Below are 21,154 nucleotides of genomic sequence, written 5' to 3' on the forward strand. Positions count from 1 at the left end.
TGCCCAGACCACCTGCTCATGAATCAGGCGGCAGGAGGAACGGTGTAACTGGCGCAACGTTGCTGATCCAGATGGCCGATGTGTTTTCTCTCGGTGTAATAAAGCTCCTGGTAGCGCAGCGCATCACGGTTGAGGTCATCGAAAAGGGCCTGAATCCGCACCTCCATATCCACAGAGGCCTGATCTGACGAAGCCTCCTGATCAATCAATACAGCGATGCAGGATTCCAGGGTTTGCAGACGCTGGCCGCCCCAGGCCTCCAACAGGTGCCGGCAACGCTTCAAGCTTTTCTGCCGCTCCAGCAGGGCAGCAATACCCCGCAGCTGCTCCAGCGGCTCCGCCAGGGCGACACGCTGCAATTCACCAGGCTCCAGCAGAGGCGTCAAGCGGGACACCAGCGCACTGCTCTCTAAGAGGAGTTGATCGGTGAGCAATCGGGGCAGATCGATGAGATCCAGACCCTCGCCGTCGTCATCGCATCGGCTGATCGACTCCAAGCGCCCCTCACCCAGGTTGGTCTCCTCCAAATCCGTAATGGCCGCCCAAAGATGGCGGTGATGGGGGATGGCGAAATCCTCCAACTCGCGTTCGCGCAGCTCCTGGCGAATCGTGGCCCGATGCCGAGGGCAGTGCAGATACAGCCGCAGCAGATCGGCCTCACAGCGCTCCCGCTGACCAGATTCACCAGGCTGCTCGTGACGGCTGGAGCGCCCATGCCAACGCTGGCCCTTCACCTGTTGGCGCAGGTCGTCCTCGAGCTGAAGCGCTAGACGACCTTGGCCACCACTGAGGCGCTCTGCCACCCGTTGGAGGTAGTGAGTGCGCACGGCGGACTGGGGCAGTTTGCCCAGCAGCCCCACCAGGGCGGTCACCGCCTGTTGGAACTGGTCGGCCCTGCTGAGATCGCGCTCCTCCAGCACCTGCTCGATCTGCCAATCCAGCCAGAGGGGGGCCTGATCCAGCAGAGCGCGGTAATCGCCGGCTCCGTTCTGTTTGAGGAACTCATCGGGGTCCTTCCCGGACGGCAGGTGCAGAACCCGCAGCTCCAGCTGGCCCTGCATCGCTAGCTGTTCCACCTCGCCGATGGCCCGATTGGCCGCACGAACACCGGCGCCGTCGGCGTCAAAATTGAGAACGATCCGCTTGCTGTCGCTGACGCGGCACAACTGGGTGATCTGCTGACTGCTCAGGGCCGTGCCGAGGGAGGCCACAGCGTTGGTGATGCCAGCGGCATGCAGGGCAATCACATCGAAATAACCCTCCACCACCACGGCCCTATCGTCCTTGCGGATGGCATTGGAGGCCTTATCGAGGCCAAACAGATGCTTCCCCTTCTCGAACACTTCGGTCTCGGGAGAGTTGAGGTATTTCGGTTCGCTGCCATCAAGGCTGCGTCCCCCGAAACCGATCACCCGACCCTGACGGTCATGGATCGGCACTATGACCCGATGGCGGAAGCGGTCATAAAACCCGTTGCCGCCCTTGCGGGGAACCACCAGCCCAGCAGCCTCGAGAAGCTCCGGGGCCAGCCCTTCTACCTGTTGAAGATGCTTCAGCAGACCATCCCACTGGTCCGGCGCATAGCCAAGCTGGAAGATCTCCTGTGTGGCGGGGCTCAGCCCTCTGGCCTCACTGAGGTACTCGAGGGCCTGTGCGCCCGTGGGTGCCATCAACTGGCTGCGAAACCAACCGGCAGCCAGGGCCAGGGCCCGTTGCAGCTTTTCCCTGCGGGACAACTGTTGCCGCAGCCGTTCCTGCTGCGGACCATCGACCGTCTCGATCGGCAACTGATATCGCCGCGCAAGATCCAGCACCACATCGCTGAAACTCTGGCGCTGGAACTCCATTAGGAACTTGATGGAGTTGCCGCCGGCACCACAGGAGAAGCAGTAGTAGAACTGCTTGGCGGGCGACACCGTCATCGACGGTTTGCTGTCGTCATGGAAAGGACAGATCCCGACGAATTCCCGCCCCTTCTTCTTGAGCACCACGTGCTCGCCCACCACATCAACGATGTCGGCCCGTTCCTTCACGGCCTCGATCGTTCTTGGGTGCAGGCGGGCGTTCACCATCGGTCCATTCTGCGAAGTCGCAGGGTTCCGTGCACCCCGTCATCAGAACAGCCATGGCCGAACCGCAGAACCCACAACTCTGGTGGAACCAGGAATCGGTGCGGGGCAGCCGAGCCCTGATTCTCAGCTCCCTGGCCTTCAGCCTGATGACGGTCTGCGTCAAGCAACTGAACAGTCGGCTTCCAGTAGCGGAAATCGTGCTCTGCCGGGCCCTAATCAGCATCGTTCTGACGGCTGTGGGCCTGCGCCTGGCTGGGGTCTCCCCCTGGGGCCATCGACGGGGGCTGCTGGTGGCACGGGGGGTGCTGGGCAGCTTGGCCCTGATGTGCTTCTTCGAAGCAATTGACCAGCTGCCGCTCGCTTCAGCGACGGTGCTCCAGTACACCTACCCCACCTTTACGGCGGTGGCAGCGCTATTGCTTCTAGGGGAGCCCCTGCGCCGACGCATTAGTGCAGCGGTTCTGCTGGGCTGGATCGGCGTCACACTGGTGGTGCAACCGCAGTGGCTCACGGGCACAGCGCAACCTGCACAACTGATCCCTGCCCTGATCGGCATTGGTGGCGCTCTGATGACTGCCCTGGCCTACGTCAGTGTGCGGAGGCTGTCTCAAACCGAGCACCCGTTGGTGATCATCCTCTATTTCCCGATGATCTCTGTTCCCCTGACCCTGCCCTGGGTACTGCACCAAGGGGTCTGGCCCCAGGGGATCGAATGGTTTTGGCTCCTGGGGGTCGGGGTGATGACCCAGCTGGGCCAGATCTGGGTGACCGAGGGCCTGCGCTGTCTGCCCGCCGCCCGAGCAACATCGATTAATTACGTGCAGGTGGTCTTTGCCGCTGGCTGGGGCTGGCTTTGGTTTGCAGAATCGATCAATTCCTGGCAAGTGGGTGGCGGGATGCTGGTGCTGGCCGCCACCCTGATCAGCCTGTCGGCGCGACGTTAGAGCTCAGGCTTTCTCCAACCCCAAGGGGTAGGTGAGCCAAGCCTGTCGGTCGTCGGATCCGCCCTTGGGCCTGGCCAGGCGCCAACTCTGACCACGGGAGCCCCGCTGCAGAAACAGCTCAAACGGGCTATCCACCTGCACACGGTCTCCGGGCAGTTGCCAATCAAAGCGGCCTGAAATCCTCAGGCCCTGCTCGTCACCCAAGGCAAAGCTTTCCTGGTCCTCCACCCGCACACGGCTCACGCTGGGGGCGACGGGCATCGTAGTGAGATCCAGGGAGCTGGCAATGGCCGACTGGGTGAGCTGAATCTGCAGTGCCAGCGCTTCATTCAAAAGAGCGCGTGGCGGCTGAGATCCATTGCATGCCGTCAACGGAACCACGATCGATAGAACGCAAAGCGCCTGAAGCAAGCGGCGCAAAACGCGCTTGAAAGCAGAGACAGGCAATGACAGCTGCGGCAACATGACCTGGTTGAAACCTCTCCCCATGATCGGCTGGCTGCAGGGACGACCGATGGAGTGCTGGACCCAAGGCAACCGTAGCGGCGTCCTGCTGCTCTGCGGTGGAGTCGGTTATGAGGTGCACCTCACTGAGCGTCATCAGCACGACCTTCCGGCTGATGACGATTTGAACCTATGGATTCATCAAGTGCAGCGGGAGGACGGCAGCAGCCTCTATGGCTTTCCCTTACGCCAGGAGCGGGATTTGTTCCGGCTGTTGATCAGCGTCAGCGGTGTAGGTCCCCAGGCGGGTCTGGCGCTAATGCAGGAATGCAAGCCCCAGGACCTGGTGGAAGCGATCAGCAGTGGTGATCTACGCCGACTCTGCAAGGCGCAGGGCATCGGCAAACGCACCGCTGAGCGCCTGGCGGTGGAACTCAGGGCCTCGATTGCGGCTTTCGCGGGCGTGGATCCCGCCCCATCGCTAGCGGAAGGCGTCAGCTCGGAGCAGATGCCGGCAAGCGGTGCCGACGTCGAAGCCACCCTCTCGATGCTGGGTTACGACGATCTGGAAATCCGTCGCGCCATCCGTGCCATCGCCGAGGGGGCAGATGGCCAACCACCTGCTGGAGACGACCAGAACGCCTGGCTGCGGGGCTGCCTGCAATGGCTGAGCCGTGAATCGGCCTGAGCCGTCCCACGCGAAGGTAAGGTGGTTGTTTGCACTGACAGGGCCGCCCCCCGCGCATGTCGCTTGATACCACCGAAAAGCAGCAGCTGATCAACACCCACCAGACACACGGCACCGACACCGGTTCGGCCGAGGTCCAGGTGGCCATGCTGAGTGAGCGGATCAACCGTCTCAGCAGCCACCTGCAGAACAACATCCACGACTTCTCCTCACGCCAGGGGCTGCTCAAGATGATTGGCCGCCGCAAGCGCTTGCTGAGCTACATGCGGAGCAAGAGCGAGCAACGCTACGCCGACACGATCGCCAAACTGGGCATCCGCGGCTGATCGACCTGCCCCATGCCTGAGCAACGCAATGCCCTCCCCTTTGAGCCGAAAGGGTCTGGGAAGGTGAACAAGCCTGCTTCAGGTACGCCTCGGCAGGAAGCCATCCCTCGCTACGTGGCCGATCGGATGGCCCGTCGCGTTGCTGTTTATGCAGGGCTCCCGTCCCTAGCTGGGATGGGAGTTTTTGTTGGCAGCTATTTCTTGGTCACACGGGGCATTGCTGATATCGCTCCTGGACTAACGCTGACGGGCTCCGGTTTGTTTTTCCTCTTGGGCCTGGTGGGCCTCAGCGTTGGCGTGTTGACCTCCAGCTGGGACCCCGAACCGGGTTCTCTCCTCGGCTTCGAGAATTTCAAGCCGAACGTTCAGCGGATGAAAGAGTCGATTCGGGCCCAGAAGCAACAGCAAAAGCAAGAAAAGTCCTGACCGACTGATCAGAACCTCCTGATCAGACGGTCAGGAGAGCACCAGACGGTCGCTGCTACGGGCCTCAAACGATTGGGTGCGAAGCGATGCGATTGCTGCATCAACATCTTTCACGCAGAACTGCGAGCCAAGTCGCACATAGCGAACGCTGTCGCCATGGCACACCTCGGCGACAACAGGCACCTTCACGCCCAGCTCATCCCGCTCGGGGCGATGTTGGTTCAGGCATTCCCTCAACTTGTGCTGAATGGCGATGTCACTGGCCTGATCGGAGGGGAGGTGAACCAGCAACAGATTGAGCTCATCAACGGCGCGACAGTCATCAATGATCAGCTGCACTCGCTCGTCACGGCGATCAACTCCAGCCCACACCAAGAGGCGTGCTTCAGCCACTAGATGGTCCGCGAGGCGGGCGTAGCTCTTGGGGAACACCACGGCTTCGCAACTTCCCGTGAGATCCTCGAGTTGCAGGATCGCCATGCGATCACCCTTACGGGTGGTGACCTGGCGCATTTCAGCCACCATCGCAATGGCACTCACTTTGGCTTTATCCGGCTGCTCTTCCAGGGAGCCCAGACCGATGGGCGCCAACAACTTCGACGAGGGAGTGAGTTGTTTAAGCGGGTGATCTGAAAGGTAGAAGCCCACCAGATCTTTTTCGAGACGAAGCTTTTCAGTTGGGGGATAGTCCGGCACCGGTGAAGCCTTAGGTGCATGACTGAGATCCGCCGGCCCATCGGTATCGGCGACAGGAGCCATCAGATCAAAGAGGTTCCCCTGGCCGCTGTCTCGGTCTTTGGCCCGTGAGGAGGCCCAATCGAGCAGAAGATCAAGATCAGCCATCAACTGAGCACGGTTGGCCTCCGGATGCATTGCATCCAGGGCACCGCAGTGAATCAACGACTCCAGACCACGGCGGTTAAGCACCGAAGACGGGATTCTGTCGCACAGATCAGCCAGGGAACGGAAGGGTCCGTCGCTATCGCGGGCGGCGATCAATCGACGGATCGCACCATCACCAAGGTTGCGAACGGCGGAGAGTCCAAACAGGATCCGATCGCCGTTGGGGGTGAAATCAATGAGCGAGGCATTCACATCCGGAGGCATCACCTCAATCCCCATTGCATTGCAATTGGAGATGTAGCGCTGCACCTTGTCAGCGGCTCCGGCATTCACCGTGAGCAAGGCCGCCATGTAGGCGACCGGGTAGTGCGCTTTCAAGTAAGCCGTCTGATATGTGACGGCGCCATAGGCCGTGGAATGGCTCTTGTTGAAACAGTATTCAGCGAAGAGAACCATCTGATCGAACAATTCATCAGCGACCTTTTCATCAACGCCACGCTCTTCAGCACCCTGGACAAAGATGCCGCGGTGCTTCTGCATCTCGGACACTTTTTTCTTGCCCATCGCCCGCCTGAGCAGATCTGCCTGACCCAGGGAGTAACCAGCCAGATCCTGCGCGATGCGCATGATCTGTTCCTGATACACCATGATCCCGTAGGTCTCTGAAAGGATCGGCTCCAAAATCGCGTGAGCGAAATCGATCGCCTCCCGGCCGTGCTTGCGGTTGATGAATTTGGGAATCAACCCGGCGTCGAGGGGCCCCGGCCTGTAAAGGGCAAGGATTGAGGAGATGTCTTCCAGCGATGACGGCTTGAGATCACGCACGATCTGCCGCATTCCGCTGGATTCCAACTGGAAGATCCCCTCCAGATCACCTCTCGCCAGAAGGGCAAAAGTCTCTTCATCCTGAGGCGGCAGTTTGTCGGGGTCGACACGGGTGCCACTGCTCACCTCCACCAACTCGAGGGTCTTTTCGATCATCGTGAGGTTCTTCAACCCCAGGAAATCCATCTTCAACAGACCCATGGATTCCACGTCTTCCATGAAGTACTGCGTGATCACCTGACCGTCGTTGTTGCGCTGCAACGGCACCAGTTCATCGAGGGGGTCAGCGGCGATGACCACACCTGCTGCGTGAACACCGAAGGTTTTGTTGGTGCCTTCAATCCGCATCGCCATGTCCACCCAACGCTTCACCGTTGGATCCGCCTCGTACTTCTCGCGGAACTCGGGGTTGGGGGATTCCTCGCCGATCATTGCCTTGAGCTTGGCGGGCTTGCCGCGAACCACTGGGATCAACTTGGCCAGACGGTCGGCATCGCCGTAGGGAATGTCAAGCACACGGGCCACATCCTTTAAAACCGCCTTGGAAGTCATCCGGTTGAAGGTGATGATCTGCGCCACCTTGTCCTCGCCGTAGCGCTCGGTGACGTAGTCGATCACCTCACCACGACGCTCGATGCAGAAGTCGGTGTCGATATCAGGCATCGACTTGCGTTCCGGATTGAGGAAGCGCTCGAACAGGAGGCAGTTGGTGATTGGATCAATGTTGGTGATCCCGAGGCAGTACGCGACGAGCGATCCTGCGGCGGAGCCACGACCCGGACCGACAGGAATATGCTGTTCCCGGGCAAAACGGATGTAATCCCAGACCACCAGGAAGTAGGTGGGAAATCCCATCTGCTCCATGATCTTGAGCTCATGGACCATGCGCTCGGCGTAGTCAACGGGCAAGGCAGCATCCGGGCTGAGCTCGAGCCGATCCCGCAATCCCTGCTCCGTCACCTCCCTCAGGTAGCTGACGGGGGTATGGCCCTCAGGAATCGGGAAGCGGGGCATTTGATAGCGCCCGAGGATGTCGTAGGGCTCCACCTTCTCGGCCACCTTGACGGTATTGGTGATCGCTTCGGCAACCACCTCAGGCTCGAGGTGATCCCCAAAGAGAAGTCCCATCTCCTCTTCGGTTTTGATGTACTCAGTACCGGTGTAACGCAGCCGCTTCTCATCTGTGATCAGCTTGCCGGTGAGCACGCAGAGCAAGGCGTCGTGGGCTTCAACGTCCTGCTTGCTCAAGTAGTGGGCATCGTTGGTCGCAACGATCTGGATGCCGAGTTCCTTGGCAATTTTTACGATCTCAACGTTGACGATCCGATCCTCAGGGGATCCGTGGTCCTGGATCTCGAGGTAGTAGTCGTTGCCGAAGACCTCCTGGTACCAAGCTGCCACCTTGCGAGCCACATCGGGGCGACCACGCAAAATCGCCTGGGCGATCTCGCCACCGAGGCAGGCCGTCGCGATGATCAGGCCTTCGCTGTGTCGCTTCAGCAGCTCCTTGTCGATGCAGGCACGGGAAAAGATCCCGCGTCCACGCATCCCCCGCAAGTGACTAATGCTGGTGAGCTTCACCAGATTGCGGTAGCCGGTGGCGTTTTTTGCCAACACCACCAGGTGGTATCGCTTTTCCTTCTTGGGTTGCGGGTCGTCGATGGACCCGTTGATCACGTACATCTCATTGCCGATGATCGGCTTGAGATCTGAACCCTGACAGAGCTTCAGCAGCTCAATCGCGCCGTACATCACGCCGTGATCGGTCAAGGCGATGGCTGGCATGCCCAGCTGCTTCGCCCGCTCCACCATGGCCGGCAACTGCGACGCACCATCAAGAAGGCTGTAGTCGCTGTGGTTATGGAGAGGAACGAAAGCCATGAGGTCAGCCTAGGACCCTACGCAAGATCCAGCGTTTAGGGGGCAGAGCCTCCCCCACATGTGGCGCAACTCAGGGGACCAGCGCGGCTTCCGGACGTGACGCAAACACCTGCGCAGCCTGCTCGTACTGGTGAGCCACCTGGAGAAGACGCGGTTCATCCAACACATTGCCGATTAGTTGCATCCCGATCGGCAGACCCGCAGCGCTGAATCCACATGGAACACTGATGGCTGGAAGTCCAGCCAAGTTGACAGGAATCGTCAGCAGGTCTGCCAAATACATCGCTAGAGGGTCATCAGCGTGAGCGCCAGCCTTGAAGGCCGTTGACGGCGCTGTTGGCGTGAGCAAGACATCCACGCTCTGGAAGGCCGCATCAAAGTCTCGCCGGATCAGGGTGCGCACCTGCTGCGCTTTTTTGTAGTAAGCGTCGACATACCCAGCAGAAAGTGCATAGGTGCCGATCAGGATTCTCCGTTGCACCTCAGCGCCAAAACCTTCAGCACGGCTTCGCGCCGTCATCGCAGCAAGACTCTCGGCGTCTTCTGCACGGAAGCCGTATTTGACCCCGTCATATCGCGCCAAATTGGCCGAGGCCTCCGATGGTGCGATCACGTAGTAAGTGGCGATGCCGTCGTTGAACCGGGGGCAGCTCACCTCCACCAGTTCAGCACCAAGAGCCTCCAGTTGAGCAGCAGAGGCCTGAACCGATGCCTTCACTTCTGCATCGAGGCCTTCGGCGTCGAAGCACTCCTTGATCACCCCCACCTTGAGGCCCTTGATGGGCTGGTTGAGGCCGGCGCTGAAGTCTGGAACCGACGCATCAAGACAGGTGGAATCGCGAGGGTCGGGCCCGGCGATCACCTGAAGCAGTTCAGCCACATCAGCAACGCTGCCGGCGAAAGGACCCACTTGATCCAGAGAACTGGCGAAGGCCACCAGGCCCCAACGGCTGACGCGACCGTAGGTGGGTTTGAGGCCCACCACGCCACAGAACGACGCCGGTTGGCGGATAGATCCACCGGTGTCAGAACCAAGCGAAGCGACGCAACTGCCGGCAGCGACGGCCGCTGCACTGCCACCGGAGCTCCCACCCGGCACATAGGCGGTGTTCCAGGGATTCTGTGTGGCACCAAACGCGGACGTTTCGGTTGAGCCGCCCATGGCGAACTCATCCAGGTTTGTCTTGCCAACCAACACACCTCCGGCCTGCCAAAGCCGCTCGGTGACCGTGGATTCGTAGGGGGGTACAAACTGCTCGAGCATGCGGCTGGAGCAGGTGGTGCGAACACCCTTGGTGCAGAGGTTGTCCTTGATCGCCAGTGGCACTCCCCCCAGGGGGCCAAGCTCCTTGCCGGCGGCCCTGGCCTCATCGATGCGCAGAGCCTCAGCACGGGCCTTCTCAGCCGTGACTTCAACAAAAGCGTTCAACGAAGGCTCGGAACTTTCGAGCCGTTTGAGGTGCTGATCAACGAGCTCGCGGGAGGAAACCTCGCCGCTCTGCAGTTGCTGACGCCACGCGCTGATCGTCATGTCCCTGCGATCCATTGCAGGGAGGACGCTATCAGCCGCAGGATCAGCCCTCAGCGGTGATGGTGAGGGGCTCAGAGCGCCGAGTCCGCAGCAGGGAGTGACTGATCGACTGGGGTTGCTCCGACTTGACGTCGGCTAGGAAGGAACTGAGCTCGCTCTCCAGCCCCTTGCGCGTGATGAAGGGACCGAACCAATAGGTCACATCAGGGCCTGAGGTCTGAACACGAGCCCACCAAGCGACTCCAAAGCCATTGGCAAGGCTGCGCAGCGGCCGAATCAGGGGACTCATGGAAGAAAAGGGACCTTGGAGCATTGTGCCCCGAGATCTTGGAAAACCATGCTGTTTTCAGGGAGATAGCTGGATGTTCTGATCGAACGGCAAGACAGCATCCGACTGAGATGGATTCAGATCCAGATCAATCCGCTGTTCCGGTGCTTTATCCGCAGGAGCTTCAGGCTGCTCAGGCAGAGCAGCCGTCTCAGAGGCCTCTGCCATCTCAACGGGCGATTCAGAACCAGCAAGCTTGGGCCGTCGAATCGGCGGGGACGGCGCTTGGCCGTGAATATCCTTCATCCAGTTGCGCCGTGCCACTTCGTACACGCAAAGGGCTGTGGCGACGGAGGCATTGAGACTTGGTGTGATGCCCCGCAGCGGAATGCGAACCAACTGATCGCAATGACGCCGGGTCATCAGCGACAAGCCTTGGTCCTCGGATCCGGTGACCAGCACCATCGGCCCAGTGAGGTCGACATCGGTGAGGGTCACATCCCCTTCAGCGGCAAGGCCCACCACCCTGTAGCCGGCGTCTTTGAGCTTTTCCAGGGAGCGGTTGAGGTTCACCACGCGCGCCACCGGAAGGTGTTCCAGGGCTCCTGCGGCCACCTTGGCGGCGGAACCGGTCAAGCCAGCGCTGCGGCGCTGGGGGATCACCACTCCGTGGGCTCCCATGGCCTCAGCGGAGCGAACAACCGCCCCGAGGTTGTGGGGGTCGGTGACACTGTCCAAGGCAACCAACAAAGGGGGTTCCCCCAGATCAGAGCAGCCCTCGATAAGGGTCTCGAGATCGAGGGTTTCCGCCGCCGCCGTCTGCAGGGCAATGCCCTGATGAACGGACCCACCTGTGATCTGTCCCAGCCGAGCCCAGGTCACCTCTTCCACGAGAACGCCCGAAGCCTTGGCGTCTCGCAGCAGCTGGAGAAATTTGGAGGCGCTGCGCATCTCGGCAGTGCACCAGATGCGATGGATGGGTCGTCCGGCCTCCAACGCGGCCTGGGTGGCATGACGTCCCCAAATCAAATCGTCCGCTGGGGGTGTGGCCGCTGCAGCCTCCGATGCTGCATCCGTGCGCTGAGAACGACCCTCGTCGTACCGGGATCTGGAGCGCTGGGACGGTTGGCGCCGTTCATCCCCCGAGCGACGGCGGTCGCCGTAGCGGTCGTTGCGATCACGAAAACGTCCAGGTCCTGAGCGATCGTTTTGAAAGTCCGAACGGGAGGCGTTCTGATCTCGGTCGAAGGAACGGGAGCGATTGCCGAACCGCTCTTTCGGGCGATCACCGAAGCGTTCTCCAGATCGATCACCAAAACGATCACCAGAGCGCTCACCAAATCGATTATCGGGTCGATCACCAGAGCGCTCACCAAACCGATTATTGGGTCGATCACCAGAGCGCTCACCAAACCGATTATTGGGTCGATCACCAGAGCGCTCACCAAACCGATTATTGGGTCGATCACCGCCTCGCGACTGTTCCCAGCCTCCATCCCGTGGCGCGCGTCGTTCGCGATACCCGCCACCGTCACGTCCAGGCTTGGCATAGGGGGAACGACCGCCATCGAAACGGCGGTTGCTGGGCATGGGGCGACCGTTATCCGAGCGCCCCATCGAGGAGCGGCCAGCGGAAGCGCGTCCACTGGGCGGCCTGCCTCCTGGTGGTCGAGCACCCCCACTCCCGCCTGGCCCCGAACGGCCGTCGCGGGATGGGCCGCTTGAGCGGCGTTCAAAGCGAGGGCTCATGGTGTGCGAGGCAACGTTATGGGTTGGATCCGGCTTGCTCCAGGTGATCGAAGAGCTCCGCAAGCCGGGCTGGATTGTTCAGAAACAGCCAGCCCACCATTGTCTCAAACCCTGTGGCCCTTCCATAAACAGCAGCGTCCGCGCGCCTTGGACCCCTACCGGCACTGTTGCGGCCCCGACGAACCAGATCGAGTTCCTCTGAACTGAGGAGTTCGCGGTCTTCCAGCCAGCTCAGTAAGCGGGACTGGGCGTCAGCACGGACATCGGCCACAACGGCTCGATGCAATTGATCAGAGCGTCCAGGCCTCGCGCCATGGCGCAACCGTTGATGCAGCTCCCACACGGCATCTCCAATCCAAGCCAGTTGCAATGGCCCCAGCTGTTCATTGATTTCGCTGGGAGACTGGCTTTTAATCCAGTTGCTCAAGCGGCCAACTGATTCAGGGCTGTGGGCAGATCCTCCACCAGATGAAGGAACTGCTCAAGACGTACCAACTTGATCGTCTGCGTCACCCTGGTGTTGGCCACAAGCAGAAACGACCGCTTGGCATCCGTGCATTGCTTGGCCAGCTGCACCAGCGCCCCAAGGCCGGATGAATCGAGGAAATCGATGTTGCTGAGATCGAGAACGGAAGGAAGTTTGTTGGTCTTCAGAACATCGGCTACGTACTCCATGAATTGCTTCTCTGAGTACGCATCCAGCTGACCGGTGAAATGAAACACCAGACAGCCATCTTTCTGTTCGAATCCGCCGCGGAGAGAGACGGTCAGTCGCTGCAGTTCGCTGATGGGATCAAGCCCCCCAGGCATCGTCGGCACGAAGTGTAGTGATGCTGAGCGTTGGCTACCACCTCATCAACGGCGATCGGCCATCAGCGTCACAAAGCGGGCGAAATGATGGTCGGCGTCATGGGGGCCCGGACTGGCTTCCGGGTGGTACTGCACCCCGAAGACAGGCTTTTGACGATGGGCAATCGCTGCCACGGTTCGGTCGTTCAGATTGAAGTGGGTGACGTCAATCACGTTTGAATCCAGGGAATCGGCGGAGAGGGCAAAGCCATGGTTCTGACTGGTGATTTCAACCTGGCCTGTGGTGCCACAGGGATGGTTCAAGCCGCGGTGGCCATAGGACAGCTTGAACGTCTCTCCGCCCAGGGCCAGACCAAGGATCTGATGTCCCAGACAGATGCCAAACAGGGGTAGATCGGATTCCTCCAGCAACATCTTGGCCAGGGCAATCCCATGGGTCACCGCAGCTGGATCGCCAGGCCCGTTGGACAGAAAGACACCATCCGGGCGATGAGAGCGAACCGTGGCCAGATCCGTGCCTGCCGGCAGAACCGTGACGTCACAGCCATGGGCGACCAGTCGATCGAGAATGGCGCGCTTGATGCCGAAATCGATGGCGACAACGCGGAAAGGCGCGTCGCTGCGGCGCTGCAAACGCTGATCGAAGCCAACACTGCAGGCTTTATTCCACTGGTAGGGCTCACGGGTGGTGACGCGGTCCGCCAGGTTCAGCCCCTGCATCGACGGGGCCTGCTTCAGCAGCTCCAGCAACTGCGCCGGGGACTGGCCGTCACTGCTGATCACGCCATTCATGGCCCCCACCTCACGCAGGTGACGCACCAAGGCACGGGTGTCCAAACCGCTGATGCCCACCAGCTGATGGGTCTGCATCCAGCTTTCAAGAGGCTGTTCAGAGCGCCAGTTGCTGGGCAATGGAGCCAGCTGGCGGGCAATCACGCCACGGGCGTGGGGGCGATCAGCTTCTTGATCGTCAGCATTCACCCCGGTATTGCCGAGTTCGGGATAGGTGAAGCTCACCAACTGTCCGGCATAGGAGGGGTCTGTCAGCACCTCCTGGTAACCGGTCATGCCGGTGTTAAACACCACCTCACCGATGGTGGTGCCGCGATGGCCGAAGGCGACACCGGTGAGGACCGTGCCATCGGCAAGGACGAGATAAGCCTTGTCTGATGGGGAATCGGGCATCGAAGGGCCGCCGCAGGTCATCAGTCACTCATTCTCCATCCCGGTCGGACAGGGCATCCCGCAGAGCGACAAGCTTGTCCCAGGCCTTGCCCTCATTGAGAACAGTCAGAGCCTGAGCAACAGCAGCCGGCAGATCGCTTTGCAGCCCGGCAGCCCAGAGCACCAGCGCTGTGTTGAAGGCCACCACCTCGGTCTGGGCTAGCGATCCCTGCCCCTGCAGAACGTTTTCAAGAATCTGCTGGTTCACCGCGCAGTCACCACCGCGTAGCAGATCGAGACCGGCACGGGTCAGACCCAGGTCTTCAGGAGCAACCTCTTTCGTGGTGATGCCCCCGGATTCGATCAAACGCAAAGAATTGGGACCCGCCAACGAAGCCTCATCGATGCCTCCAGCACCGTGAACCACGACGGCACGGCTCAAGCCCAATTGCTGCAAAGCTCCCGCCATGGGGTCGAGAAGCTCTGGACGCGCCACACCAAGGACCTGCGACTGGGGCTGAAGTGGATTGACCAGCGGGCCGAGCAGGTTGAACACCGTGCGAACCCCCAGGGTGCGTCGCAGCGGCGCCAGATTCACCAGAGCTGGATGCCAGGCGGGAGCGAACAAGAAGGTGACACCGGTTCCCGGCAAAGCCTCCACCACCTTGTTCAACGGTGACTTGAGATTGAGACCAAGCCCCTCGAGCACATCGGCTGAACCCACTTTGCCGCTAGCACTGCGGTTGCCGTGCTTGGCCACATTGACCCCGCAAGCCGCGGCGGTGAAGGCGACCGCCGTGGAGATGTTGAAGGTGTCTGCACCGTCACCACCGGTGCCGCAGGTGTCGACCATGGCCAGATCGGGTCGGGCACAGGGAAGGGGGCAGGCCTCGCGCAGGACAGCCGCCATGGCCGCCAGCTCATCGGCCACCATCCCTTTGGCCCTCAGTCCAGCCAGGAACGCCCCGGTCTGCACGGGCTCGAGCTCTTCAGCTAGCCAGGCACGCATCAGGGCAGTGGCCCCATCGGAGCTGAGGTTGTTGCCATTTAGCAGTTGGTCCAAGCAACCGGACCAGGAACGCGGGTCTGAGGACATGGAAGGGAAGCTTGCAGTAAAAAACCCGGGGTGCGAGGCACGCCGGGCCAGGTGATGGGGATACCCCCACTATCCCTCAGATCAACGGCGAACGACCAGCCGTTGCAGCCGGATGCCTAGGTTGGCCTGCCAACGGGACCAACGAGCTCGCATGGCCGCCCTTCGTCTCGACCTGATCGGCCGCTACCTGCGTCCCCACCGCCGCACGGTGCTGCTGGGAGCCATTGCCTTGGTGGTGGTCAACGTTTTACGGGTCACGATCCCGTGGGAAGTGCGCAGCGTTGTGGACGAGCTGCAGGAGGGATTCAGTTACGCCGGAGTCCTGCGCCAAGCGGGATGGGTTGTGCTGCTTGCGAGCACCATGGGCGTGATCCGGCTGACCTCGCGCCAACTCATCTTTGGAGTGGGTCGGCAGGTGGAAGTGGATCTGCGACAGCGCCTGTTCGAACACATGCTCCGCCAGGAACCCGATTGGATTCAGAGCAAGGGCAGCGGTGAAGTAATCAGTCGGGCCACCAGCGATGTGGAAAACATCCGGCGCTTGCTCGGATTCGCGATTCTCAGCCTGACCAACACGCTGCTGGCCTATGCCCTGACGCTGCCCGCGATGTTGGCCATCGATCCGTGGTTGACCCTGGCCGCCGTCGGGCTCTATCCCGTGATGCTGAGCACAGTGCGCCTGTTCGGAGGTCGCATGATGCGTCAAAAGCGCGCTCAGCAGGAAGAACTCTCCGCCCTAAGCAACCTGATTCAGGAGGATCTCTCGGGGATCGGGGCCATCAAGATCTACGGCCAAGAGGGTGCGGAACAGGAGGCCTTTGCCACACGCAACCGCCGATATCGCGACAGCGCCATTCGGCTGGCGAGAACACAAAGCACCCTGTTCCCGCTGCTTCAGGGCATTTCCTCACTCTCTGTTCTTTTGCTATTGGCTATCGGCAGCGGGCAACTCGAAGCCGGTCGTCTGAGCATTGGAGGACTGGTTGCCCTGATCCTTTATGTGGAGCAGCTCGTCTTCCCAACTGCATTACTGGGATTCACGCTCAACACCTTCCAGACCGGCCAGGTGAGCCTCGAGCGGGTGGAGGAATTGCTGAAACGGGAGCCAGAGATTAAAGACCCTGATCCCTCTGATGTTCAGCCCCATCCAACGACCGAACGCCGGGGGCGTTTTGAAGCCCGCGGCCTAACGGTCCAATATCAAGGTGCTGAGCAGAACACACTCAATGGCCTGCAGTTCTGCATCGAGCCAGGGGAGTTGGTGGCCGTTGTAGGGGCCGTGGGCTGCGGCAAAACCACCCTGGCTCGGGCGTTCGGTCGCATGGTTCCACTCGAACCAGGACAACTGTTCCTGGATGGCGTGGATGTCACCCAGATGCCTCTGAAGACTTTGCGCCGTGACGTGGCGATCGTTCCCCAGGAGGGCTTTCTGTTCACCAGCACCCTGGCGGACAACCTCCGCTACGGCGAGCCTGAAGCCAGTGATCAGCGGGTTGAGTTGGCGGCAGAACAAGCCCGTCTGGCTGATGATGTGAAGGGCTTTCCTGATGGTTTCGGAACCATCGTTGGGGAACGCGGCATCACGTTGAGTGGTGGTCAACGTCAACGCACAGCCCTGGGGCGGGCTCTTCTGATGTCGGCGCCGGTGTTGGTCCTGGACGACGCCTTGGCAAGCGTCGATAACAACACGGCAGCGGCGATTTTGGATTCGATCCGAGCCCAGGATGATCGGACCATCGTGATGATCAGCCATCAACTTTCAGCCGCAGCGGCCTGTGATCGCATCCTGGTGATGGAGAACGGACGCATCGTTCAACAGGGACACCACAACGCCTTGATCCAACAGCCGGGTATATACAAACGTCTTTGGGAGCGTCAGCAGGCATCTCAACAACTGGATGCGTTGGCTTCCTGAAGAATCTCCGGGCGGTTTCTGACAACTCCAACGTCCGTGGCTTAGCTGTGAAGGCGACTCCTTGCCTATGACCAGCGGATCCCCCTTTGCGGTGCGCTGCACGCTCACCTTCGGCGATATTTACGGACAGGTGCTTGCCTGGATGGCCGTCATTTTTGTGAGCCTGGCTGCTGGGCTTGCCTTGATGGGCTCCTCGCGACCCTTGTTTGCACTGGTGGGAGTGGGGCTGATTTTGGTGCTCAGCCTGCCGTTTCTGCTCTTCGCCTTCGTCACAACTCTGCTAAATCACATCCAGCTCAACCCGGTTGAGGGTGAAGCCAAAGTGTCCTAAGCACCCAAGGCAACACGAAGCGAAGGCATATGACCACCGCCGGAACGGCTACCCCCTAGACCTCGGGAGCAAGCTTTCTTCTAATTAAAATTCGAATGAAGGAGGTTCCGCAGGACGAGACCACCGTTCCTTGATCGGCCATCACCAGAAGCTAATCCCATCAAGCCCGGCGATCAACAACAGACATAGCTGACGTAGGTGGGATGTCCCATTCACCAGAATGAACAGCCTGTTTTTTTATCAAAAATACCTTTTTGAATCGACAAGCAATCAATTAATTGCAATGGGTTGATCCATCAGATTCGTCTTTCCTTCTGGCCATTTGCCAGTCATCAGCAAGATTCAGATTGAAAGATGCCAACAAAAGAATTAACAACGTGCTGCAGAACATTGTTCAAAGAAGAGCCACTCTTCAATAGAACCTTTGATTGTTCCTTTTCATCTCTTACTTGGAGGGACAATCGCTGAGACTTCACTGATTGCCCTCGAGGCGGCAGCATCAAAGCGTTGAATCAACTTCCTAAGCTCTCCACACTGACGCAATCAACATGCTTCCTTCCTGGCTGTCTCCCCGCGGCGACGCCGAACCATCTGCACCGGCAACGCACGCTGTGTTGGGAACACCGCTGAAGGCCCCACTGATGGCCGACCAGGAAGAAGCAATCTTTGCCTGTGGCTGCTTCTGGGGCGCTGAGAAAGGTTTTTGGCGACTCCCAGGGGTGGTGAGCACTGCCGTGGGCTACGCAGGAGGCCAAATCGAGCAACCGACCTACAACCAGGTTTGTTCCGGCAAAACCGGGCACACGGAAGTAGTGCGCGTGGTTTGGAGCAGGCCCGCTCTGGATTTCAGCGACCTGTTGAAACTGTTCTGGGAGTGTCACGACCCCACCCAGGGCAACCGGCAGGGCAACGACACCGGCAGCCAATACCGATCAGCCATCTACACGTTCAATCCGGAGCATCTGCAACTGGCCCTGGCCAGCCGGGACGCCTATCAAGCCGCCCTCTCGGCCAAGGGTTATGGCGCCATCACTACCGAAATCCTGGCAGACCAAACCTTCTATTTCGCCGAGGACTATCACCAGCAGTACCTCGCCAAACCGGGAAGCCGCCCCTACTGCTCTGCGATGCCAACACAGACGCTGCTTGGTGAGTTCAAAGGATCGAACTACAAACTCCCGAAGCAGGTCTGGGACAAGTACGACTGGTCTATCAGCCACTGCGTGCTTCGATCCGATAACAGCCCAATCGCTATGGGCTGATTCGGCCAGGATGGGGATTATCCCACCCATGCCATGCCTGAGCCCTGGTCTGATCGACAATTGATCCTAGCCATTGGCCTCACCTTGATTTTGGTTCTGGGCCTGATCTTTGGCAGTGTGTCCCTCAACCGAGAGCAGCAGGCTCCAATGCTTTGGCGGGAAACACCCCAGCCCAAGGCAACACCATTGGCAATCTGACCACCAACCCACAGACACGCGGCCACTTGGTGCGATCGTGGGTGGAGAAGGACCCCTCCGTTCTGCAGTGAGTGAACGGCCTGATCCATCCGAGCAGCGTCAACTGCATCCTCTGCCGAGGGGGCTGGTGGAGCTCTATGGCTTGATTGCCGTTCTGGTAGTGCTCATCCCCGAATGGCTGGCGGATGGAACCCTGAATCTGGGCCAGGCCAAAGGCCCTGACTCACTCCCGATGCGCTCGAGAGCCTGGCGCACCCTGCCCGAGCTGCGACTAGCTGCGATGACCCTGGCTCAGCTACGTCAGGCCGCTGCAGAAATGCGGCTATACCAGTATGGATCGGCAACGAGAGACCAGCTCACCACTCGGTTGCTTAGGCGACTCAGACGCCGGGATGCACTGTGATAACTTAAATCTGACGGGGCGTGGCGCAGCTTGGTAGCGCACCACTTTGGGGTAGTGGGGGTCGTGGGTTCAAATCCCGCCGCTCCGATTCAACCGTCTTGTTTCCCCACCTGAACATCAACACTTCAGGGTTTGAGCCGGCTTTTTCGCCGGCTCTTTTTTTATGCCTTCAGCGGCGGCCAGTGCCGGTCACCACCAGATGCCTGGAGGCATCAATCTGAAGCCAACCTTCATCCCGCAACTGACCCAACACGCGGGTCACGGTCACCCGTGTGGTGCTGAGGGCGCTGGCGATCTCCTGATGGGTCAAGCGAAGGTTGAGCCGCTGCCCAGCCTCACAGGGTTCGCCGAAGTCCTTGGCGAGCAGTTCCAGGAAGCCCCGGACCCGTTCTTCAACGCGCCGCAGCCCCAGCAGGGCCAGGAGCGACTCCGCCTGGCGGTAGCGGGCGGCCATGGCCTTGGCGAAGCCAAGTGCCAACTGAGGAAAATGCTCCAGCTCCGCCAGATTGCAGCAGAGCAGATCGCAATCGGTGAGCGCTACAGCCTCGTAGGCCTCCACATTTGTGAATGCCGCACCAAAGGGTTTATTGGGACCCACAAGGCCAAGCACCAGTTCATCGCCATGCACCGACAGCGCACCCAGTTTCACCATGCCGCGAACCACAAACCAAACGCTGTTCTTCAGCAGAGGAACGAAACTTCCCGAGGTGAAATGAAAAACATTTTTATTGTCGTAGCTGCTTTCAAGAAACGCCTTGAAACCCAGAGCTGTTGAACTCAGATCAGCGGACGGAGTGGCAAGCATTTGGAATTCCATGAATCCAGAAAAACTGTATTGAGGACAACATCGATTCCCAACAAAGAGCTGGGAGAGATTTGGGGGAGATTGGGTTAAGAAGGCTCTAACGTTGATCGCAATTTGAATCATTCAACACATAAAAAAAGGGCCTCGAGGGGCCCCCTTGGATGTTTGGTGTCTAAAACCAATTCAAACCAAGATCACTGACCGATCTTTTTCACAGCGGCCTTGGATTTGGTCAGGATGTCGCCCTTGAGGGGAACGAAGCCCAGAAGAGGAGCTTTGTTCTGAGCAGCGTCGCTCAGCATGTAGTTAAAGGCATCCTGCACCACCTTGGTGTCCTTACCGTTGCCTGTTTTGTAGGCCAGCACCCAGGTGAGGGTTGCAATGGGGTAAGCAACCTTGGCAGTGGGGTTGGGGTTCTTGCCAGCCAGGTCCTCGTCCAGGCTGATGCCGTTGAGGGCCTTCGCACCTGCAGCCACAGAGGGCTTGAGGAACTCACCGGACTTGTTCTGAAGCGCAGCGGCAACCACCTTGCCTTTGATGAACGACTGGTTCACATAACCAATTGCGCCTTCACGGCTCTTGATCAGGCCAGCCACACCGGAGTTACCTTTGGCGCCCACTCCAGCGGGCCACTTGACGGATTTGCCGGTGCCGAGGGTCCAGGTCTTGGAGAAGGCCTCCATGGAGTTAGTGAAGGCCTGGTGGTACCCGAGCCATCAGAACGGTGCACCCAGGTGATGGTGCCGGGCGTGCAGCCGAGATCCTTCCAGTTCTTGATCATGCCCATGGCTACCTTCACGGCCTGCTCCTGGGTGAGCTTCAGGTCGCAACCGGGCTTGTTGTAACCGAAGGCAATGGTGCCACCCACCATCGGGATCTGGACATGGCCACGGGTGACCTTGGCCATGTCCTTCTTCTTCATCGGATCATCCGATGCACCGAAGTTCACGGTCTGGTCGATGAAAGCTTTTCTACCGGAACCTGAACCAACGGCCTGGTAGTTGACCTGAGGACCGCCTGCCTTGGCCAGGTCAGCAAACCAACGCTGATAGATCTTGGCCGGGAACGAGGCGCCAGCTCCGTTCAGCTTGGGAGCTGCCGAAGCCGACACACCTGCCCCGAAGACAAGCAGGGACGAGGCGAGAAGGGCCTTTTGTGCAATGCGCATCACGA

At 59.9% G+C, this 21,154-nt stretch carries 20 protein-coding genes, 1 tRNA gene and 1 pseudogene; 10 read left to right on the plus strand and 12 right to left on the minus strand.

The genetic code is table 11. The annotated features are described in order from the left end of the window. Positions 1-23: 23 nt before the first annotated feature. A complete protein-coding gene (gene dnaG, locus FZZ85_RS03605; protein WP_226412311.1) occupies positions 24-2,072 on the minus strand; it encodes a DNA primase in 2,049 nt (682 codons plus the stop codon). Positions 2,073-2,125: 53 nt separating this feature from the next. On the opposite strand from dnaG, the gene FZZ85_RS03610 reads away from it, so the two are divergent. Next, positions 2,126-3,016: a DMT family transporter gene (locus FZZ85_RS03610; protein ID WP_226412313.1), complete on the plus strand. Its 891-nt coding sequence runs from the start codon at positions 2,126-2,128 to the stop codon at positions 3,014-3,016. 3 nt (positions 3,017-3,019) lie between these two features. Here FZZ85_RS03610 and FZZ85_RS03615 read toward each other — a convergent pair whose 3' ends face one another. Beyond that, entirely contained in the window at positions 3,020-3,481 is a 462-nt protein-coding gene (locus FZZ85_RS03615; RefSeq protein WP_226412315.1) for a hypothetical protein, read from the minus strand. A 22-nt stretch (positions 3,482-3,503) separates the two neighbouring features. Between FZZ85_RS03615 and ruvA the strand changes: the two genes are divergently transcribed. From ruvA to FZZ85_RS03630, 3 genes are read left to right on the plus strand one after another with little or no spacing between them, the layout of a single operon-like run. After that, a complete protein-coding gene (ruvA, locus tag FZZ85_RS03620) occupies positions 3,504-4,148 on the plus strand; it encodes a Holliday junction branch migration protein RuvA (protein WP_226412491.1) in 645 nt (214 codons plus the stop codon). A gap of 56 nt (positions 4,149-4,204) precedes the next feature. Next, complete coding sequence (gene rpsO / locus FZZ85_RS03625; protein ID WP_006851408.1) at positions 4,205-4,474, plus strand: 30S ribosomal protein S15; 270 nt, start codon at positions 4,205-4,207, stop codon at positions 4,472-4,474. Between the two features lie 12 nt (positions 4,475-4,486). Further along, positions 4,487-4,900 carry a PAM68 family protein gene (locus tag FZZ85_RS03630; protein ID WP_226412317.1) on the plus strand — a complete coding sequence of 138 codons (414 nt, stop codon included), beginning with the start codon at positions 4,487-4,489 and terminating at the stop codon, positions 4,898-4,900. 30 nt (positions 4,901-4,930) lie between these two features. Here FZZ85_RS03630 and FZZ85_RS03635 read toward each other — a convergent pair whose 3' ends face one another. The 8 genes from FZZ85_RS03635 to trpD all read right to left on the minus strand — a co-directional run bounded on the left by FZZ85_RS03635 (position 4,931) and on the right by trpD (position 15,067). Beyond that, positions 4,931-8,449 (minus strand): DNA polymerase III subunit alpha, encoded by a 3,519-nt coding sequence (locus tag FZZ85_RS03635; protein ID WP_226412319.1) that lies wholly within the window; start codon positions 8,447-8,449, stop codon positions 4,931-4,933. A gap of 70 nt (positions 8,450-8,519) precedes the next feature. Then, positions 8,520-9,995 (minus strand): Asp-tRNA(Asn)/Glu-tRNA(Gln) amidotransferase subunit GatA, encoded by a 1,476-nt coding sequence (gene gatA, locus FZZ85_RS03640; protein ID WP_226412321.1) that lies wholly within the window; start codon positions 9,993-9,995, stop codon positions 8,520-8,522. Positions 9,996-10,023: 28 nt separating this feature from the next. Beyond that, positions 10,024-10,269, minus strand: a complete 246-nt coding sequence (locus FZZ85_RS03645) for a DUF1816 domain-containing protein (protein WP_226412323.1) — start codon at positions 10,267-10,269, stop codon at positions 10,024-10,026. A gap of 57 nt (positions 10,270-10,326) precedes the next feature. Further along, positions 10,327-11,997, minus strand: a complete 1,671-nt coding sequence (rlmB, locus tag FZZ85_RS03650; protein WP_226412325.1) for a 23S rRNA (guanosine(2251)-2'-O)-methyltransferase RlmB — start codon at positions 11,995-11,997, stop codon at positions 10,327-10,329. A 16-nt stretch (positions 11,998-12,013) separates the two neighbouring features. Then, positions 12,014-12,424, minus strand: coding sequence for a Mini-ribonuclease 3 (locus FZZ85_RS03655; protein WP_226412327.1), 411 nt, complete (start codon positions 12,422-12,424; stop codon positions 12,014-12,016). After that, positions 12,421-12,807, minus strand: a complete 387-nt coding sequence (locus FZZ85_RS03660) for an STAS domain-containing protein (RefSeq protein WP_226412493.1) — start codon at positions 12,805-12,807, stop codon at positions 12,421-12,423. Before FZZ85_RS03660 ends, FZZ85_RS03655 begins: the two co-directional genes overlap by 4 nt. 45 nt (positions 12,808-12,852) lie before the next feature. Then, positions 12,853-14,013: a glutamine-hydrolyzing carbamoyl-phosphate synthase small subunit gene (gene carA / locus FZZ85_RS03665; protein ID WP_226412329.1), complete on the minus strand. Its 1,161-nt coding sequence runs from the start codon at positions 14,011-14,013 to the stop codon at positions 12,853-12,855. Between the two features lie 7 nt (positions 14,014-14,020). Beyond that, positions 14,021-15,067, minus strand: coding sequence for an anthranilate phosphoribosyltransferase (gene trpD / locus FZZ85_RS03670; RefSeq protein ID WP_226412331.1), 1,047 nt, complete (start codon positions 15,065-15,067; stop codon positions 14,021-14,023). Between the two features lie 151 nt (positions 15,068-15,218). Between trpD and FZZ85_RS03675 the strand changes: the two genes are divergently transcribed. From FZZ85_RS03675 to FZZ85_RS03700, 6 genes are all read left to right on the plus strand, one after another. Next, the gene (locus FZZ85_RS03675; protein WP_226412333.1) at positions 15,219-16,982 is read left to right on the plus strand and encodes an ABC transporter ATP-binding protein; all 1,764 of its coding nucleotides are present in this window, start codon (positions 15,219-15,221) and stop codon (positions 16,980-16,982) included. 67 nt (positions 16,983-17,049) lie between these two features. Further along, positions 17,050-17,313 carry a hypothetical protein gene (locus tag FZZ85_RS03680; RefSeq protein ID WP_226400109.1) on the plus strand — a complete coding sequence of 88 codons (264 nt, stop codon included), beginning with the start codon at positions 17,050-17,052 and terminating at the stop codon, positions 17,311-17,313. Between the two features lie 548 nt (positions 17,314-17,861). After that, positions 17,862-18,575 (plus strand): peptide-methionine (S)-S-oxide reductase MsrA, encoded by a 714-nt coding sequence (msrA, locus tag FZZ85_RS03685; RefSeq protein ID WP_226412335.1) that lies wholly within the window; start codon positions 17,862-17,864, stop codon positions 18,573-18,575. Between the two features lie 33 nt (positions 18,576-18,608). Continuing rightward, positions 18,609-18,773 carry a hypothetical protein gene (locus FZZ85_RS03690; RefSeq protein ID WP_226412337.1) on the plus strand — a complete coding sequence of 55 codons (165 nt, stop codon included), beginning with the start codon at positions 18,609-18,611 and terminating at the stop codon, positions 18,771-18,773. Positions 18,774-18,840: 67 nt separating this feature from the next. Next, the gene (locus FZZ85_RS03695) at positions 18,841-19,176 is read left to right on the plus strand and encodes a hypothetical protein (protein ID WP_226412339.1); all 336 of its coding nucleotides are present in this window, start codon (positions 18,841-18,843) and stop codon (positions 19,174-19,176) included. A 14-nt stretch (positions 19,177-19,190) separates the two neighbouring features. Further along, positions 19,191-19,264: transfer RNA gene (locus tag FZZ85_RS03700), tRNA-Pro, on the plus strand. An 81-nt stretch (positions 19,265-19,345) separates the two neighbouring features. Here the strand turns inward: FZZ85_RS03700 and FZZ85_RS03705 are convergent. Beyond that, entirely contained in the window at positions 19,346-19,981 is a 636-nt protein-coding gene (locus tag FZZ85_RS03705; RefSeq protein WP_226412341.1) for a Crp/Fnr family transcriptional regulator, read from the minus strand. A 194-nt stretch (positions 19,982-20,175) separates the two neighbouring features. After that, positions 20,176-21,149, minus strand: a pseudogene (gene pstS / locus FZZ85_RS03710) (phosphate ABC transporter substrate-binding protein PstS). Positions 21,150-21,154 lie beyond the last annotated feature (5 nt).

It is taken from the genome of Synechococcus sp. MU1642 (assembly GCF_020514115.1).
GTDB lineage: Bacteria > Cyanobacteriota > Cyanobacteriia > PCC-6307 > Cyanobiaceae > Parasynechococcus.